Origin of the sequence: Mycobacterium sp. NPDC049093 (genome assembly GCF_040704635.1) — a bacterium.
Taxonomy (GTDB): domain Bacteria; phylum Actinomycetota; class Actinomycetes; order Mycobacteriales; family Mycobacteriaceae; genus Mycobacterium.
Map to the genome: position 1 here is coordinate 83,969 of NZ_JBEZJS010000009.1, position 15,113 is coordinate 99,081.

Below are 15,113 nucleotides of genomic sequence, written 5' to 3' on the forward strand. Positions count from 1 at the left end.
GGTCATTTCCGGGCGACGACGTCACCTGTTGCGGCGTCGACGCTGACCTCGTGGAGAGCGTTCGCGGAGTCGATGACGTCGGCTTCCCACACCACGGTGCCGCCGTCGCGGTCATCCAGATTCAACTCGGTGATCCGTCCGTCGACGGCCTTGGTGATCGCGTCGACGGCCGCGCGGTGGTCGAGCTTGGCCGCCTGGAGACGGCTCCGGTGTTTGGCGACGTCATTGGCGTCTTCCGGTTTGGCGACCGGGCTGCCCAGGACGGTGGCACCATCCGCGGAGACCTCCGCCTCGTGCTCGATGCCATCGGGTGTGACGACCTGAACCTCCCACTGCGTGTTGTTGTGCTCGCTTTCGACCGAGATCACGGTGCTGCCGGGAACGGTGCCGCGGACCGTGTCCGCGGCGGCCAGCAGCGCGGTGTTGTCGGCGGGGGCGGCCGCGCCGGTGCCGCGCGGTTCTACCGGGCTCGAAGCGGTCGGGGACTGGCCGCCGCCACAAGCGACGACTGCTGCCATCACCGTCGCGGCTCCGGCGATGCGCACGGTGTACGACCGTGTGTTGTTGCCGAGCATGGGTTCCACCTTTCGTCGGGACGAACTTGACGACTCTTGGCGGCGTATACCCAGATAACCCGTCAACCGGTCGGCGAGGTCGTGCCGGATCTCGTCGGTGGTGTCGTGGATAGTGGACCCTGTGACACTGATACTGCTGTACCTCGTGGTGCTGGTTCTGGTGGCCACGGTGCTGTTCGGGCTGGGCAGCGTCATCTTCGGCCGCGGTGAGACGCTGCCGCCGCTGCCACGGGGCACCACCGCCACGGTCCTGCCGGCCTCCGGCGTGACGGGTGCGGATGTGGATGGGATCAAGTTCGCCCAGGTCGTCCGCGGATACAAGACCAGCGAAGTGGACTGGGTGCTCGATCGGCTGGGTCGCGAACTCGACGCGGTCCGCGGGGAGTTGGCAGCGGTCCGTGCTGCGTACGGTGTGCCCGACGACTTCGACGAGGCCGCCGACGACGAGGAAGAAGTATCGGCCACCGCAGGCGAGGTCCGGACCTCGGAGGAGCCATGACCGAGGACGGCACCGACGACGGCCGGACCCGCTGCAGCTGGGCGGTCTCAGCCAGCAGCTCAGCCACGGGGGACACCCTCTACCGCGACTATCACGACACCGAGTGGGGTCGCCCGCTGCGGGATTCCGGTGCGCTGTTCGAGCGGATCAGCCTGGAGGCCTTCCAGAGCGGGTTGAGCTGGTTGACCATCCTGCGCAAGCGGGAGAATTTCCGGGCCGCGTTCGACGGGTTCGACGCGAACGTCGTCGCCAAGTACACCGACGAGGACGTGGAGCGGTTGATGGCCGACGCGGGCATCGTGCGCAACCGGGCCAAGGTCCTCGCGACCATCGCCAACGCCAGGGCGGTCACCGACCTCGACGTAGACCTCGGCGAGCTGTTGTGGTCGTTCGCGCCGCCGGCCCGGCCGCGGCCCGCTGACCTGGCACAAGTTCCTGCCGTGACCCCGGAATCGACCGCGATGGCCAAGGAACTCAAGCGGCGGGGCTTCAAATTCGTCGGTCCGACCACGGCATATGCGTTGATGCAGGCCACCGGGATGGTCGACGACCATGTCTCGACCTGCTGGGTTCCGGCGCGGTAATTGTGACCGGTAAAACATGCCTTCGGTCGGTATCCGACGGGTCTTTGCACAAGCACAGCCGCGGATAAGGAACAATAGGGCTAGTTCAGTAGCAGTTCAACGCCGGGTGCCGCCAACGAGTGGGCGGCTTCGGCCCCAACCTGGCCCGCTGACACGGGTCGGCACTGTTGGAGGGAGCACTCGATGGCGGCGATGAAGCCCCGGACCGGTGACGGTCCACTGGAAGCAACCAAAGAGGGGCGAGGAATCGTTATGCGAGTACCGCTGGAAGGCGGTGGGCGCCTCGTTGTCGAACTGACTCCCGACGAGGCAGCTGCGCTGGGCGACGAACTCAAGGCCGTCACCAGCTGATCGGCTCGCAAGGTGTCCGCTCAGGCGGACACCTTGCGGTATATCTCCAGGGTCTGTTCAGCGATGTGCGCCCAGGAGAACTCGGCGATGCAGCGCTGGCGTCCGGCCTCGCCGTACTTTCGGGCGGTTTCCGGCTCCGCCACGAGTGAGTTGACCGCATCGGCCAGACGCATCTCGAAGAAGCGCGGATCGTTGGCGTCGTAATGCACGAGCAGCCCGGTCTGCCGGTCGGCGACCACCTCGGGGATGCCTCCGACGTCGGACGCGACCACCGGTGTCGAACAGGCCATCGCTTCCAGGTTCACGATACCCAACGGCTCATACACCGAAGGGCATACGAAAACTGTTGCAGCGGAGAGTATTTCGCGAATCTTGTTGATCGGCAGCATTTCGCGTACCCAGAACACGCCGGTGCGGGCCCGGGCCAGCTCGGCCACCGCCGAGGACACCTCGGCGGCGATCTCGGGGGTGTCCGGGGCGCCGGCACACAGCACCAGCTGCACCTCGGGGCTGAACCGATGGGCCGCGGCCACCAGGTGGGCCACCCCCTTCTGACGAGTGATGCGCCCGACGAAAGCCACGATGGGTCGGCTCAGGTCGACCCCGAGCTCGGCGAGCACCGAGTCGGTGTCGGCAGGCGGAGTCGGGTACCAGACGTCGGTGTCGATCCCGTTGCGCACCACGTGGACCCGGCCGGGGTCGAGTGCCGGATAGGTGCGCAGCACGTCGTGGCGCATGCCGGAACTCACCGCGATCACCGCGTCGGCGGCCTCGATCGCGGTGCGCTCCACCCAGGAGGACACCCGGTAGCCGCCGCCGAGTTGCTCGGCCTTCCACGGGCGCAGCGGCTCGAGGGAGTGGGCGGTCAGTACATGGGGGATGCCGTAGAGCAGGCCGGTCAGGTGCCCGGCCATTCCGGCGTACCAGGTGTGCGAGTGCACCACCGTGGCGGCGGCCGCCGAGTTGACCATGTTGAGATCCGCGGACAGGGTCGACAGGGCCGGGTTGGCACCGCGCAGCGCGGGATCGGGCTGCGCCACGAAGGCGCCGTCGCGCGGGGCGCCCATGCAGTGCACGTCGACGTCGCAAAGCTGACGCAACTGTGCGACGAGTTCGGTCACATGCACACCGGCACCGCCGTACACCTCGGGTGGATATTCCCGAGTCATCATGGCCACCCGCATATCCGAGACGGTAGTAGGTCTTGGCGGGTCTAGCTACGCGCCGCAGACTTCTGTTGCCATTGGCTGGCCGCGTTGCTGGTTGGCGGATAGGTTTGGACCCATGAGGGAGTTGCCACATGTGCTGGGCATCGTTCTGGCCGGGGGAGAGGGAAAACGGCTGTACCCGTTGACCGCCGATCGCGCCAAGCCGGCAGTTCCCTTCGGCGGTGCCTACCGGCTGATCGACTTCGTGCTGTCCAATCTCGTCAACGCCCGCTACCTACGGATCTGTGTTCTGACGCAATACAAGTCGCATTCACTCGACCGTCACATCAGCCAGAACTGGCGCCTGTCGGGTCTGGCCGGTGAATACATCACCCCGGTGCCCGCTCAGCAGCGGCTCGGCCCGCGTTGGTACACCGGCTCGGCGGATGCGATCTACCAGTCGCTCAACCTCATCTACGACGAAGATCCCGACTACATCATCATCTTCGGCGCCGACCACGTGTACCGCATGGACCCCGAGCAGATGCTTCGGTTCCACATCGACAGCGGGGCCGGGGCGACGGTGGCCGGCATCCGGGTGCCCCGCGCGGAGGCCAGTGCGTTCGGGTGCATCGACGCCGACGACTCCGGGCGCATCAAGGATTTCGTCGAGAAGCCCGCGGACCCACCGGGCACGCCCGATGATCCCGAGCAGACCTTCGTGTCGATGGGCAACTACATCTTCACCACCAAGGTGCTCATCGACGCGATCCGCGCCGACGCCGACGACGACCACTCCGACCACGACATGGGCGGCGACATCATTCCGCGACTGGTGTCCGACGGGATGGCGGCGGTCTACGACTTCAACAACAACGAGGTACCCGGGGCCACCGAACGCGACCACGGCTATTGGCGCGACGTCGGAACCCTCGACGCCTTCTACGACGCACACATGGACCTGGTGTCGGTACACCCGGTGTTCAACCTGTACAACAAGCGCTGGCCGATCCGAGGCGAGATGGAGATGCTGGCACCGGCCAAGTTCGTCAACGGCGGCTCGGCACAGGAGTCGGTCGTCGGCGCGGGCAGCATCATTTCCGCGGCGTCCGTACGCAATTCGGTGCTGTCCTCCAATGTGGTGATCGACGACGGCGCCATCGTGGAGGGCAGCGTGCTGATGCCGGGGGTGCGAATCGGCCGCGGAGCGGTGGTGCGCCACGCGATCCTGGACAAGAACGTGGTGGTGGGCCCGGGCGAGATGGTGGGAGTGGACCTCGACAAGGACCGGGAACGTTTTGCGATCAGCGCGGGCGGCGTGGTCGCCGTCGGCAAGGGTGTGTGGATCTGACGCGTCCGACGCAACGCCGAATCGGATTCACTCCCAGGGATCTACCGCGGCGGGGCGGGGAGCTGCACTGCTGCGTGCGTTGACGCCGATCTTGGCTTCACTGCGTCGTCGGCGCCACCGCCACAGCCGGAAGGCACCCCAGATCAGCGCCAGCAGCGCGACGAGCACCAGGATCGGCAGCAGGATCGCCACGAAGACCAGTCCGACACTCGTGACGTCCTCGACGGTGGACAGCACCGGGGCCGCGACCCCGGCGGTGGCGACGTTGGCGGCCGGTCTGACCGTCGACTTGGTCAGCGACACCACGAGTGCGGTGACCGCGCCGATCGCCACCGGAATCCATTGGCCGGACTGGGCGAACGCGCCAGGGTCGGCGACCGCGGCGGTCTGGGACGCGGTGCCCGAGCCGAACACGATGCCGCCCGCGGTCGGGCGCACGAAGGTCTGGATGGTGTCGTTGATGGAATCGAGGGCAGGGATCTTGTCGGCGACCACTTCGACCACCAGCAGCACCGCGACGATCGCCATCACCCAGCCGTTCTCCAGCCAGGACCACCCCGCCGGCAATGACACCAGATGGGTGAAGCGTGACAGCAGGCCAAGGGCCAGCAACGGGATGTAGGCGTTGAGACCCGCCGCAGTGGCCAGGCCAAAGCCGGTCAACAGTTCCATTACTGCAGTATGCGGCGAACTCGGCCCGGGTCCCGGCAGTTCGCCGTTATCCGCTCTGGGTCGCGTTGCGCCAGGCCAGCGGGTTCAGTTCGCGGTAGGGGTCCTCGGCGCGGAGGGCCAGCAGATCGCCCAGACTCCGCTCCAACGATTCCTGGGTGCGCTGCTTGACGGTCTCGACCCATTTCGCGTCGGATGTCCGAGCCGGCTTCGTGGTGCCGATCGGCTCCTCGAAGCGCAGATACATGCGTTGGGGTCGCGGAATCAGGGTGGGGCCGATGCCCCGGACCAGCGGTACGGCCATATCGCGCTGACCGGTCAGTTTCTCGCCGACGGTCTGGCTGAGCCGACCGAGCCAGTGGTCGCGGGTCGTGACGCCCACGTACACGTCGTCGCCGCCGACGAGCGCGACCGGGACGATGGGGTAGCCGTATTCGATCGCGACGCGGGCGAATCCAGCTCGGCCCTCCCAGCGCAGCTGGTACTGCTCGCCCTTGAACTTGCCGATCTCGCGGCCGCCACCGGGAAACACCATGACGGGCTCGTCGTGCGCCATCAGCTCGCCGGCGCCCTCGGGGGATCCGACGACGGCCCCGCAGGCCGCCATGACGTCGGAGACCGGGCGGGGCATGTCACCGAATCGGCGGTCGGTCAGCGGTCGCACCCGCATCCCGATCTCGCGGCGCACCGCGTACGGGATCATCAGGGTCTCGGTGCCGAACTGGGTGTGGTTGCCCACCAACAGAAATCGGCCGTCGCGGGGTAGGTTCTCCAGGCCGTCGACGTAGGGGCGGTAGAGGTTGACCAGCGGGTCGATTCCGTCGGCGACGGTTTCCACCGCGCGGCGCAGGGTCTGGACGCGGCTGGGTTGATTCATGATCTCGTCGATCTTGGTGACGGACATGGACGACTCCTCGGGTACGTGCTGGGGCTGGTGCCGGCTGGTCGGAGTCCCCGACATGTTCGGACCTGTCGTCGATCGTACCGAACGAACTAGTTCGTCTGGCTATGATTCAGCTGTGAGAAGTACGACGGAACTGCGCGGGGAGATCCTCGCCGCGGCACGAGCCGAATTCGCTCAGTACGGGCTGGCCGGCGCGCGCGTCGACCGAATTGCTCGCGCTGCACACGCGAGCAAGGAGCGGCTATATGCCCACTTCGGCGACAAGGAGACCTTGTTCCGCGAAGTTTTCGCCGCCGACGGAGCCGAGTTCTTCCGATCGGTCACGCTGCGGCCGGAGGCCGTGCCCGAGTTCGTCGGCGACATCTTTGATCTGGCCTACCACCGGCCCGAGCATCTCCGCATGATCAGTTGGGCCCAACTGGAGGGGTTCACTCTCGACGAACCGCAGACCGATGGTCCGTCACCACACGCTCAGGCGGTCGCCGCGATCGAAGCCGCGCAGGCCGGCGGACATGTCGACCCGGTCTGGGAGTCGACCGAGCTGATCGCGTTGCTGTTCGGCATCGGACTGGCTTGGGCCCACTTGCCGAGCCGCGAAGCGGTCACCGATGACCCGGCCGTGCTGGCCTCGCGCCGGGCGGCCGCCGTCGAAGCCGCCGCTCGCGTCGTGGCTCACCAGACGTAGGGCAGCAGCCGGTAACGGACCTTTCGGGTGTAGTCGTCATAGCCGGCGAGTTCGGCGTGTAGGAGTTTCTCCTCGTCGACGATGCGCATGGCGAGTATCGCGACACCCGGGAGCATGAGCAGCAATCCCCAGTACGAGCCGAGAGCCGGCGGGACGCCGATCATCATGATCACGTTCCCGGCGTACATCGGGTGCCGGACGAGCCCGTACAGGCCGGTGGTCACCACGGTCTGGCCCGACTCCACGATCACGTTGGCCGCGGCGTAGCTGTTCTGGCTCACCACGAGCATCGCGACGCCGAGCCCCACGGCCACCAACGCGTCGCCCACCACCGACACCCAGGCGGGGACGGCCGACCAGCCGAACCGGTGGTCCAGGACGCTCACGATGACCATCGCGGCCAGGAAGGTGAACGCCAACGTGCTGGCGACCTTCTGTAATGGCCTGGTCTCGGCGACCGGTCCGGCGCGCATCCGGCGCCGCAGCGCATCCGGATCGTGCACCGCCAGATATCTGCTTGGAAGAAGAGTGGTCAGCGCGAACACCGCGATGAATGCCCATCCCTGCCAGTAGCCGAACGTCCCGGCCGGACCGAACACCAGCGCACCGAATACGACCAGCCCGATGACGGCCGACACGGCTGTGAGTAGACCGGTCTTCACGTCGCAGTCCTCACCAGACGTAGGGCAGCAGCCGGTAGGGGACCTTCTGCATGTACTCGTCGTAGCCGTCGAGCTCGGAGCGCAGCATCTTCTCCTCGTCGGCGATCCGTGCGCCGAAAATCGGTATCGAGGCGATCGAAACGAGCAGGGCCCAGTACGAACCCAGGGCCAGTGGAGTGCCGAACATCATCAACACCGCGCCGAAATACATCGGGTGCCGGACCAGCCCGTAGAGCCCCGTCGAGACGAGTGGCTGGTCGTCCTCCACTTGGATGCTGGCACCGGCGAAGCTGTTCTGAAAGACCACCGTCTGGGCGAGGATGAGCCCGACCGCCACCAGGGCGTTGCCGAGGATGACCACCGCGGTCGGCACACTCGACCAGCCGAACCGGTGGTCGAGCGCACTGAGGACGAACGCCGCGAAGGCCGAGCCCGTGACCGCCCAGATGATGATCTTCTGCACGATCCGCGTTTCCGCGGTCGGCCCACCGTGGAGGCGTCGTTGCAGGGCGGCTGGGTCTCTGACCGCGAGATAGATGCTCGGGACCATGGTGGTCGCCATGAACACGGCAACGAAAACCCAGGCCTGCCAATAGTGGAACGTGCCGGCCGGCCAGAACAGCGCAACGGCGAAGAGTGCCAGGCCGAACACACCCGATGCGATCGTCTGAAGTGCGAGTTTCATCAACTGTCTCCTCTTCGGTTTCACACCGCGTCGCGGTTGCGATAGATCCAGCCCGCGACGGTCGCCAGAACCGTTGCGGTGACGAGCATTACCGCCAGAGCCAGGGCCGGGAAGTGGCTCGGTACGGTGGTCTGGCCCACCGGGGACAGCTCGATCAGCCAGCGCGGCAATCGCAGAAGTGCCCCGAGGTACAACGCGGTGATCACGAATGTGACTGCCAGCCAGGCGATCCAGGGTGACCGCAGGGCCACGGCCAGGGCCGCGATAGCGGCCACCACCGCCAGCGCGGGGAGATACGCCAGCGCCGCCAGGGTGAGCCGGATGATGGTGCCCGGTTCACCCAGCGTCAGCCCGGCACCGAGACCGTTGCCCAGGCCGGCGCAGAACATCAGGATCGCCGACCCCGCCAACGCGCAGCCGACCGCGCCCAGTAGCCAGCGCCACCGGGACACCGCTCCGGCCAGCACCGGTTCGCCCAGGCCGTTCTGCTCGTCGGTGTACACCCGCAGCACCACCGAGGACACATACGCCGTGGCCGCCGCAGCGAGGAACTGGGTCATGGTGGTGTAGATGCCGTCATTGCCCGTCGCGGACAGCAATCGGGCGATCAGCTCGTTGGTCTCGGCCGCGTCCAACAGTGCTTTAGTCATCGAGCCGAATACCAGCCCGGCCACGAACAGTCCCACCGCCCAGCCGATCGTCTGCCCGCGTTGCAGCGTCAGGTGCAGCCGCAGCGGGCCGGTGATGGCGGGGGCGTCAGGGCGCTCACCCGTCGATGCGATGGTGCCCGCGTCGTACTGGCGGCGGCTCTCCAGCACCGCGGCCCCGGCCATCAATCCGACCGCCAGGATGACCAACAACCCGAACGGCCACCAGCGCAGATCCACGAACGGACGCATCTGCTGTGCCCAGGCGATGGGGGAGAACCAGCTCAGGGTGCTGCCGGAGTTGTCGATGACGTCTCCGGCCCCGCGGACCAGCGCCGCCACCGCCAACGTTGCCATCGCCGCGCCCGATGCGGTGCGGGACTGGCGCCAGAGTTGGGCGGTCACCGCGGCGACCGCGCCGAACACCATCGCGACGCCGGTGATGCCCAGGCTCATGGCGGCGGTGTCGACGAACGCGAAGCCGGTGGAGGCCATCGCCAGCGTCATCGTGAGTGCCAGCACCGCGTTGAGTCCGCCGACCAGGGCCAGTGCGGCAGCCGTTCGGGCGTAGCGGCCCACCACCGAGGACAGCACCAGCTCGGCGCTGCCGTTCTCCTCTTCGTCCCGGGTATGACGAATCACGTTGAGAATGGCCAGGATCGAGGTGGCGATGGTGAGGGTGAGAGTCAGCTCGTTGGCCATCATCACGCCGAGGTCGGTTTCGTTGACGCCGAACATCGGGCCGCCCAGCATCATCCCGGCAGGTGTCTTGAGCAGGTTAACCCGGGCCAGGCGTTGTTCCTCCCCGGGGTAGGCCATCCGAATTGCGTTGGGGGCGTACACCATCATCAAGCTGAGTGCGGCAACCCACACGCTCAGCCGCACCCGGTCGCGGCGTAGCGCCAACCTGAGCAGCGTGTCGATGCCGGTGAACGGTGACGTGTCCGTGCTCGGCCGTCGGGCGGGCCGGGTCGGGGCGATGGCGGTGGTCATCGGGTCGTCCCCTGGTACTCGCGCAGGAACATGTCCTCCAGCGATGCCGGTGTGACCGTCAGATCCTCGATGCCGAGGTCGGTCAGGTGCTCGAGGGTGAACTCCAGGTCGGCCCGGTCCACCGAGAAGCTCACTGTGCCATCGTTGCTCGTGAAGTCGTGCACGTAGGGGGTGTTCTGCAGCGCCCGTCCGTCGGAGCGGGTGCGGGCGGTGACCTTGGTGCGCATCAGGTGCCGCAGTTCGGCGAGGGTGCCGGAACGTACCGTGCGTCCGGACCGGATGATCGTGACGTTGTCACAGAGCTTTTCGACCTCGGCCAGGATATGGCTGGACAGCAGGACCGCGGCACCCTGGCCGGCCACCTCGGCCACACATTGCTGAAATGCCCGTTCCATCAACGGGTCCAGCCCGGACGTCGGCTCGTCGAGAATGTACAGCTCGGAGTGGCAACTGAACGCCGCCACGATGGCGACCTTCTGCCTGTTGCCCTTGGAGTAGGTGCGGGCCTTCTTGTGCGGGTCGAGTTCGAACAGGTCTATGAGGTCATCGCGTCTCCGGATGTATGGCTGGGCGTCGACGCCGTTGCCGCGCAGCCGGCACAGGAAATCGATGGCCTGCATGCCGGTCAGGTTGGGCCACAGGGTGACATCGCCGGGGACGTAGGCGATGCGGCGGTGCAGGGCGACCGCGTCCCGCCACGGGTCGCCGCCCAGGAGTCGCACGGTGCCCCCGTCGGCGCGGAGCAGGCCCAACAACACCCGAATGGTGGTGGACTTACCGGCCCCGTTGGGGCCGAGGAAACCGGTGACGTCGCCAGGGGACACGCTCAGGTTCAGCCCATCGAGCGCTTTTGTGTGCCCGAAAGACTTTGACAGTCCGCGGATTTCGACGGAATGGTTCACGCTGGCTCCTTGGTTTCGGTGCTCTGGTTGTCGGTCTCGGAGGCTGAGCTGAACGGGATGCCTTGTTCGCGCTGGTTCAGGAACGCGTCGTACATCGTCGAGTCGGTCATGAGTCCGTCGGTGTAGAGCTCGAGGGCCGGCAGCATCATGTCCTCGCCGTAATCGCGCAGCACCCGGCGCAGATCCGTCGGGTCGTCGTGCATCTGCAGGTACAGCAGAAATCCACCGCCGCTGCAGATCGCCATGAACCGGGCCCGCGCTTTGGGGTCGCGGCTGGGTTTGAGCACGCCGGTCCGCACGCCTTCTTCGAGGTACTGCTCGGCGTTGTCGACCATGGTGTGCCAGAACGTCTTCGCCAGATCGCTCCCGGACTGCATGCTGCGCACCAGGTACGCCATCAGGGGCGCGTAGGACTCGATCTCGGACATCTGGGCGATCCAGCTCGCGGGATCGCTGTTCTGTATCGACTCGGTCTTGGCCTCGCGCACCACCTCCGCCACGTAGGCGTCGCACGCCTTGCGGAGCCCTTCCTTGGAACCGAAGTGGTGGATCACCAGGGCGGCGCTGACGCCCGCGGCCTCGGCGATGGTGCGCAGCCCCACGCTGAATCCGTGTTGGCCGTACTGCTCGATCGCGGCGTCGCGGATCCGGGCCACTGCTGTTCGATCATCGACTGAACGCATGTTCAATACGCTAAACGCGCGTTCAGTGCTCGGTCAAGGGGGTGGCCCGTCAGGAATCCGTAAAGAAAAAGTTCGGCCCCGCCCCTACAGGTGAGGGGTGAGGCCGGGAAGGGTTGGGGAGAGTCAGTCGCGGGCGGCGGCCAACAGACCGTCGCCCAATGGGATCAGCACCGGGGTGAGCCGCTCGTCCTCGGCGATCAACCGGGCTGCTTCCCGCACGGCACCGACCTCGGCGTCGTTCGCCGAGGCGTCGCCGGCCCGGCCGCCCAGCGCGGCCCGGTGCAGCACGATCGCGCCGCCGGAACGTAGGAGGCGCACCCCTTCGGCCACGAACTGCGGCTGATCGATCGGCTCGGCGTCGATGAACACCAGGTCATAGGATTCGTCGGCCAGGCGGGTCAGCACCTCCTGGGCGCGTCCGCTGATCAGCCGGGTGCGTCCGGGGCCGACTCCGGCCTCGTTGAACCCCTGTTTGGCGATTCGTTGGTGCTCGGGTTCGACGTCGATGGTGGTCAGCACGCCGTCGTCGCTCATGCCGGACAACAGCCACAACCCGCTGACGCCGGCGCCGGTGCCGACCTCGACGACCGCCCGGCCCCCGGTGAGCCGCGCGAGCACGCTCAGCAACGCTCCGACGGCAGGCGTCACCGCACCCGCGCCGAGTTCTTCGGCCCGCTCACGCGCGGCCGCGACGATCTCGTCTTCGGAGATCGATCGTTCGGCATGCGTGACGATCGCTTCGGCGCGACCGGGGTTGGAGCTGACCATGCCCGCAGCGTAGGCCAGAGGTCGGGGGCGTCGTCGCGACACGCCCGTGGGTGGTAGGTATCACCCCTGAAAATTCGCTGGTCTGCGCAGGTAACCGGACGTATCGTCGGCTTTCTCAGGGAAAGTTCAGATTGCTCATATGCCTGCCACACCGGGATCAGGAACGGTATCCGCATGGAACACGGCGCCCGCTGGCGCACTGCCCAGCACAACCAGGACAGCAATCGGAATAGCGAAGTCATCAGTCGTGTTGAGCTGAGTGAAAACTGTGATCAGGAGGATCCGACGAGCACGAACGCTGTTACCTCGAACCCCGCCACCCAGGCCGCCCCGGTGACCATGGCTCATCTTGAGCAATTCACCGCAGGTGAATGGGTGGAGCCGTCCGATGAGTTGACCGGCACCGCCGTGTTCGACGCCACCGGCGATCAGGCTGCCATGCCGTCATGGGACGAGCTGGTGCGTCAACACGCGGACCGGGTGTACCGGCTGGCCTATCGACTCTCGGGTAACCAGCACGATGCCGAGGACCTGACCCAGGAGACCTTCATCCGGGTGTTCCGCTCCGTGCAGAACTACCAGCCGGGAACGTTCGAGGGGTGGTTGCACCGCATCACCACCAACCTGTTCCTGGACATGGTCCGTCGCCGCGGCCGCATCCGCATGGAAGCGCTGCCAGAGGACTACGACCGGGTGCCGGCCGACGACCCGAACCCTGAGCAGATCTACCACGACTCGCGGTTGGGAGCCGATCTTCAGGCCGCTCTGGACTCGCTGGCGCCGGAGTTCCGCGCCGCCGTGGTCCTGTGCGACATCGAGGGTCTGTCCTACGAAGAAATCGGCGCCACGCTGGGCGTGAAGCTCGGTACCGTCCGCAGCCGCATTCACCGCGGTCGGCAGGCCTTGCGCGAGTACCTGGCGAAGCACTCGCCGGAAACCGCCAAATCTGCCTAGTGGTGGTTGATGTTCGGCGCGCCAGGTCGCGCTACATTCGGGTCAGGACATTTGGTCATGGCGGGAGGAGCTGGGCGATGGTCGACCCGGGACACGTGTTCCGTCGCGCATTCTCCTGGTTGCCTGCGCAGTTCGCTTCGCAGAGCGACGCACCGGTAGGCGCACCTCGACAGTTCGGTTCCACCGAGCACCTGTCGACCGAGGCCATCGCGGCCTTCGTCGACGGTGAGCTGCGGATGAGCGCGCATCTGCGAGCGGCGCACCACCTGTCCCTCTGCCCGGACTGCGCGGCCGAGGTCGATGCCCAGGGTCAGGCCCGGGCCGCATTGCGGGATTCCTGTCCGATAGCCATTCCGAATTCCCTGTTGGGACTGTTGTCGCAGATACCGCACCACAGTCCGCAGCCCCCGGCTGACGTCGATGAACAGCCTCAGTTTGCTGACGACCCGACGCGGAGTCGGCGTAAGCGCCGGTAGGCTGGACCCCAAGGCGATCAGTGACCGGCGTCGGCCTATCTGGCTGGGGCGGGCGCTCCGATAGAGAGTGATACACCGGTGACCAATCAGGACCAGTCCGACGAGAGCGGCCGTCTGGAACCGCGCCCTGTCGAGCGGCCACCCGTCGACCAGTTGTCGCAGCGTACGTTCGGCCGGCCCGCTGGTGTGGACGGCTCTTTCCTCGGTGCAGAGAAGTACCAGGACCAGGGCGAGTACGCCCCCAAGGACCTTCCTCCGGATCCTGTGTTGGCCGAGGCGTTCAGCCGTCCCTCCGTCGGCGGTGACTCGCTGCAGCGGCACCCCACCGACGCCGGGGCACTCGAGGCCGAGCGGACCGCAGGCGAAGACGACTTCGACGACCCATGGCGCAACCCGGGTGCCGTCCCGGCGCTGGGCACACCCGCGCAGGCGCCGGCCGCTCCGGTGATCGTGCCTGCCCCGATCGGCAAGCTGGGTGCCCGCGAGGTGCTGTTCGGTGGTCGGGTGTCGTGGCTCGCGCTCGTCGTGTTGCTCCTGATCACGCTCGTGGTCGGCGCGATCGGTGGCTGGGTCGGGCAGAAGACCGCAGGTACCGTGCAGGCCTTCACCACCTCGAAGGTGACGCTGGAGACCGGCGACCTCCCGTCTCCGGACGCCGGCCGGTTCGCCACCGTCGCCTCGGCGGTCGAGGATTCCGTGGTGACCATCGAGGCCAAGAGCAAGACCGAGGGCTCGCAGGGCTCCGGCGTCGTCGTCGACGGCAAGGGCTACATCGTCACCAACAACCACGTGATCTCCGATGCCGCGAGCAAGCCCGCGGACTACCAGATCACCGTCGTGTTCAACGACGGCAAGGAAGTGCCGGCCAACCTGGTCGGCCGTGACCCGAAGACCGACCTGGCGGTGCTCAAGGTCGACAACGTCGACAATCTCGTCGTGGCACGGATGGGTGATTCCGAGAAGGTGCGCGTCGGCGAGGAAGTCATCGCGGCCGGCGCCCCGCTGGGGCTGCGCAGCACGGTCACCCACGGCATCATCAGCGCGCTGCACCGGCCGGTGCCGCTGTCGGGCGAAGGTTCGGACACCGACACCGTGATCGACGGGCTCCAGACCGACGCCTCGATCAACCACGGCAACTCCGGTGGCCCGCTGATCAACATGTCCTCCGAGGTGATCGGGATCAACACGGCCGGAAAGTCCTTGTCGGACAGCGCCAGTGGCCTCGGTTTCGCCATCCCGGTCAACGAGGTCAAGCAGGTCGTCGAGAACCTGATCAAGGACGGCAAGGTCGCGCATCCGACGTTGCTGCTCAGCGCCGTCACGGTCAGCAACAGCGTGGCCTCCGGTGCGCAGGTCCGTAATGTCAATGCGGGCGGCCCGGCCGACAAGGCCGGCATTCTGGAGAACGACGTGGTGGTCAAGGTCGGGGACCGCAAGGTTGCCGACGCCGACGAGATGGTGGTCGCGGTGCGTCAGCTCCACATCGGACAGGAAGCCCCGATCGAGGTGCTCCGCGACGGTCGGCCCATGACCTTCATGGTCACGCCCATCGGCGACGATCAAAAAGCGCAGTAGCG

18 protein-coding genes are annotated in these 15,113 nt (G+C 66.8%); 8 read left to right on the forward strand and 10 right to left on the reverse strand.

The annotated features are described in order from the left end of the window. Positions 1-2: 2 nt before the first annotated feature. Entirely contained in the window at positions 3-575 is a 573-nt protein-coding gene (locus AB0876_RS29455; protein WP_491842263.1) for a PepSY domain-containing protein, read from the reverse strand. A gap of 121 nt (positions 576-696) precedes the next feature. Here AB0876_RS29455 and AB0876_RS29460 point away from each other — a divergent pair, with 121 nt between their 5' ends. From AB0876_RS29460 to AB0876_RS29470, 3 genes are all read left to right on the forward strand, one after another. Then, on the forward strand, positions 697-1,074 hold the full coding sequence (locus tag AB0876_RS29460; RefSeq protein WP_491842264.1) for a DivIVA domain-containing protein: 378 nt from the start codon (positions 697-699) through the stop codon (positions 1,072-1,074). Beyond that, a complete protein-coding gene (locus tag AB0876_RS29465) occupies positions 1,071-1,658 on the forward strand; it encodes a DNA-3-methyladenine glycosylase I (protein WP_526043669.1) in 588 nt (195 codons plus the stop codon). The genes AB0876_RS29460 and AB0876_RS29465 overlap by 4 nt, the downstream gene beginning before the upstream one ends. A gap of 183 nt (positions 1,659-1,841) precedes the next feature. Further along, the gene (locus AB0876_RS29470; protein ID WP_003885506.1) at positions 1,842-2,009 is read left to right on the forward strand and encodes a DUF3117 domain-containing protein; all 168 of its coding nucleotides are present in this window, start codon (positions 1,842-1,844) and stop codon (positions 2,007-2,009) included. 20 nt (positions 2,010-2,029) lie between these two features. Here AB0876_RS29470 and glgA read toward each other — a convergent pair whose 3' ends face one another. Beyond that, positions 2,030-3,193: a glycogen synthase gene (gene glgA / locus AB0876_RS29475; RefSeq protein WP_526043670.1), complete on the reverse strand. Its 1,164-nt coding sequence runs from the start codon at positions 3,191-3,193 to the stop codon at positions 2,030-2,032. Between the two features lie 100 nt (positions 3,194-3,293). Between glgA and glgC the strand changes: the two genes are divergently transcribed. Next, positions 3,294-4,508 carry a glucose-1-phosphate adenylyltransferase gene (glgC, locus tag AB0876_RS29480; RefSeq protein ID WP_454791424.1) on the forward strand — a complete coding sequence of 405 codons (1,215 nt, stop codon included), beginning with the start codon at positions 3,294-3,296 and terminating at the stop codon, positions 4,506-4,508. Between the two features lie 27 nt (positions 4,509-4,535). On the opposite strand, the gene AB0876_RS29485 is transcribed toward glgC, so the two are convergent. Both AB0876_RS29485 and AB0876_RS29490 read right to left on the reverse strand, forming a co-directional pair. Next, positions 4,536-5,180, reverse strand: a complete 645-nt coding sequence (locus AB0876_RS29485) for a DUF4126 domain-containing protein (RefSeq protein ID WP_491842267.1) — start codon at positions 5,178-5,180, stop codon at positions 4,536-4,538. Positions 5,181-5,226: 46 nt separating this feature from the next. Beyond that, the gene (locus AB0876_RS29490) at positions 5,227-6,081 is read right to left on the reverse strand and encodes a lysophospholipid acyltransferase family protein (RefSeq protein WP_526043671.1); all 855 of its coding nucleotides are present in this window, start codon (positions 6,079-6,081) and stop codon (positions 5,227-5,229) included. Positions 6,082-6,196: 115 nt separating this feature from the next. Between AB0876_RS29490 and AB0876_RS29495 the strand changes: the two genes are divergently transcribed. Beyond that, positions 6,197-6,766, forward strand: a complete 570-nt coding sequence (locus AB0876_RS29495; protein WP_491842269.1) for a TetR/AcrR family transcriptional regulator — start codon at positions 6,197-6,199, stop codon at positions 6,764-6,766. Here the strand turns inward: AB0876_RS29495 and AB0876_RS29500 are convergent. The 6 genes from AB0876_RS29500 to AB0876_RS29525 all read right to left on the reverse strand — a co-directional run bounded on the left by AB0876_RS29500 (position 6,754) and on the right by AB0876_RS29525 (position 12,106). Next, positions 6,754-7,428 carry a methyltransferase family protein gene (locus AB0876_RS29500; protein WP_491842270.1) on the reverse strand — a complete coding sequence of 225 codons (675 nt, stop codon included), beginning with the start codon at positions 7,426-7,428 and terminating at the stop codon, positions 6,754-6,756. The two genes, AB0876_RS29495 and AB0876_RS29500, sit on opposite strands and share 13 nt — an antisense overlap. Positions 7,429-7,438: 10 nt before the next feature. Continuing rightward, positions 7,439-8,113 carry a methyltransferase family protein gene (locus AB0876_RS29505; RefSeq protein ID WP_491842271.1) on the reverse strand — a complete coding sequence of 225 codons (675 nt, stop codon included), beginning with the start codon at positions 8,111-8,113 and terminating at the stop codon, positions 7,439-7,441. 20 nt (positions 8,114-8,133) lie between these two features. Beyond that, the gene (locus AB0876_RS29510) at positions 8,134-9,753 is read right to left on the reverse strand and encodes an ABC transporter permease (RefSeq protein WP_526043672.1); all 1,620 of its coding nucleotides are present in this window, start codon (positions 9,751-9,753) and stop codon (positions 8,134-8,136) included. After that, positions 9,750-10,655 (reverse strand): ABC transporter ATP-binding protein, encoded by a 906-nt coding sequence (locus AB0876_RS29515; RefSeq protein WP_526043673.1) that lies wholly within the window; start codon positions 10,653-10,655, stop codon positions 9,750-9,752. Before AB0876_RS29515 ends, AB0876_RS29510 begins: the two co-directional genes overlap by 4 nt. Then, entirely contained in the window at positions 10,652-11,338 is a 687-nt protein-coding gene (locus AB0876_RS29520) for a TetR/AcrR family transcriptional regulator (RefSeq protein ID WP_526043674.1), read from the reverse strand. Before AB0876_RS29520 ends, AB0876_RS29515 begins: the two co-directional genes overlap by 4 nt. A gap of 123 nt (positions 11,339-11,461) precedes the next feature. Further along, positions 11,462-12,106 carry an O-methyltransferase gene (locus AB0876_RS29525; RefSeq protein WP_055116452.1) on the reverse strand — a complete coding sequence of 215 codons (645 nt, stop codon included), beginning with the start codon at positions 12,104-12,106 and terminating at the stop codon, positions 11,462-11,464. 174 nt (positions 12,107-12,280) lie between these two features. Between AB0876_RS29525 and sigE the strand changes: the two genes are divergently transcribed. The 3 genes from sigE to htrA all read left to right on the forward strand — a co-directional run bounded on the left by sigE (position 12,281) and on the right by htrA (position 15,111). After that, entirely contained in the window at positions 12,281-13,060 is a 780-nt protein-coding gene (sigE, locus tag AB0876_RS29530) for an RNA polymerase sigma factor SigE (protein ID WP_491842275.1), read from the forward strand. A gap of 77 nt (positions 13,061-13,137) precedes the next feature. Beyond that, positions 13,138-13,536, forward strand: coding sequence for an anti-sigma E factor RseA (gene rseA, locus AB0876_RS29535; protein ID WP_054602999.1), 399 nt, complete (start codon positions 13,138-13,140; stop codon positions 13,534-13,536). A gap of 78 nt (positions 13,537-13,614) precedes the next feature. Next, a complete protein-coding gene (gene htrA, locus AB0876_RS29540) occupies positions 13,615-15,111 on the forward strand; it encodes a serine protease HtrA (protein ID WP_491842276.1) in 1,497 nt (498 codons plus the stop codon). The last annotated feature ends 2 nt before the right edge of the window (positions 15,112-15,113 follow it).

Bases quoted from the DNA above. Each gene is read 5' to 3' on its own strand.
- AB0876_RS29470 (WP_003885506.1), top strand. From the start codon at position 1,842: ATGGCGGCGATGAAGCCCCGGACCGGTGACGGTCCACTGGAAGCAACC.
- rseA (WP_054602999.1), top strand. From the start codon at position 13,138: ATGGTCGACCCGGGACACGTGTTCCGTCGCGCATTCTCCTGGTTGCCT.
- AB0876_RS29490 (WP_526043671.1), bottom strand. From the start codon at position 6,081: ATGTCCGTCACCAAGATCGACGAGATCATGAATCAACCCAGCCGCGTC.
- glgA (WP_526043670.1), bottom strand. From the start codon at position 3,193: ATGCGGGTGGCCATGATGACTCGGGAATATCCACCCGAGGTGTACGGC.
- AB0876_RS29525 (WP_055116452.1), bottom strand. From the start codon at position 12,106: ATGGTCAGCTCCAACCCCGGTCGCGCCGAAGCGATCGTCACGCATGCC.
- AB0876_RS29455 (WP_491842263.1), bottom strand. From the start codon at position 575: ATGCTCGGCAACAACACACGGTCGTACACCGTGCGCATCGCCGGAGCC.
- sigE (WP_491842275.1), top strand. From the start codon at position 12,281: ATGGAACACGGCGCCCGCTGGCGCACTGCCCAGCACAACCAGGACAGC.
- AB0876_RS29510 (WP_526043672.1), bottom strand. From the start codon at position 9,753: ATGACCACCGCCATCGCCCCGACCCGGCCCGCCCGACGGCCGAGCACG.
- AB0876_RS29465 (WP_526043669.1), top strand. From the start codon at position 1,071: ATGACCGAGGACGGCACCGACGACGGCCGGACCCGCTGCAGCTGGGCG.
- glgC (WP_454791424.1), top strand. From the start codon at position 3,294: ATGAGGGAGTTGCCACATGTGCTGGGCATCGTTCTGGCCGGGGGAGAG.
- AB0876_RS29520 (WP_526043674.1), bottom strand. From the start codon at position 11,338: ATGCGTTCAGTCGATGATCGAACAGCAGTGGCCCGGATCCGCGACGCC.
- AB0876_RS29485 (WP_491842267.1), bottom strand. From the start codon at position 5,180: ATGGAACTGTTGACCGGCTTTGGCCTGGCCACTGCGGCGGGTCTCAAC.
- AB0876_RS29505 (WP_491842271.1), bottom strand. From the start codon at position 8,113: ATGAAACTCGCACTTCAGACGATCGCATCGGGTGTGTTCGGCCTGGCA.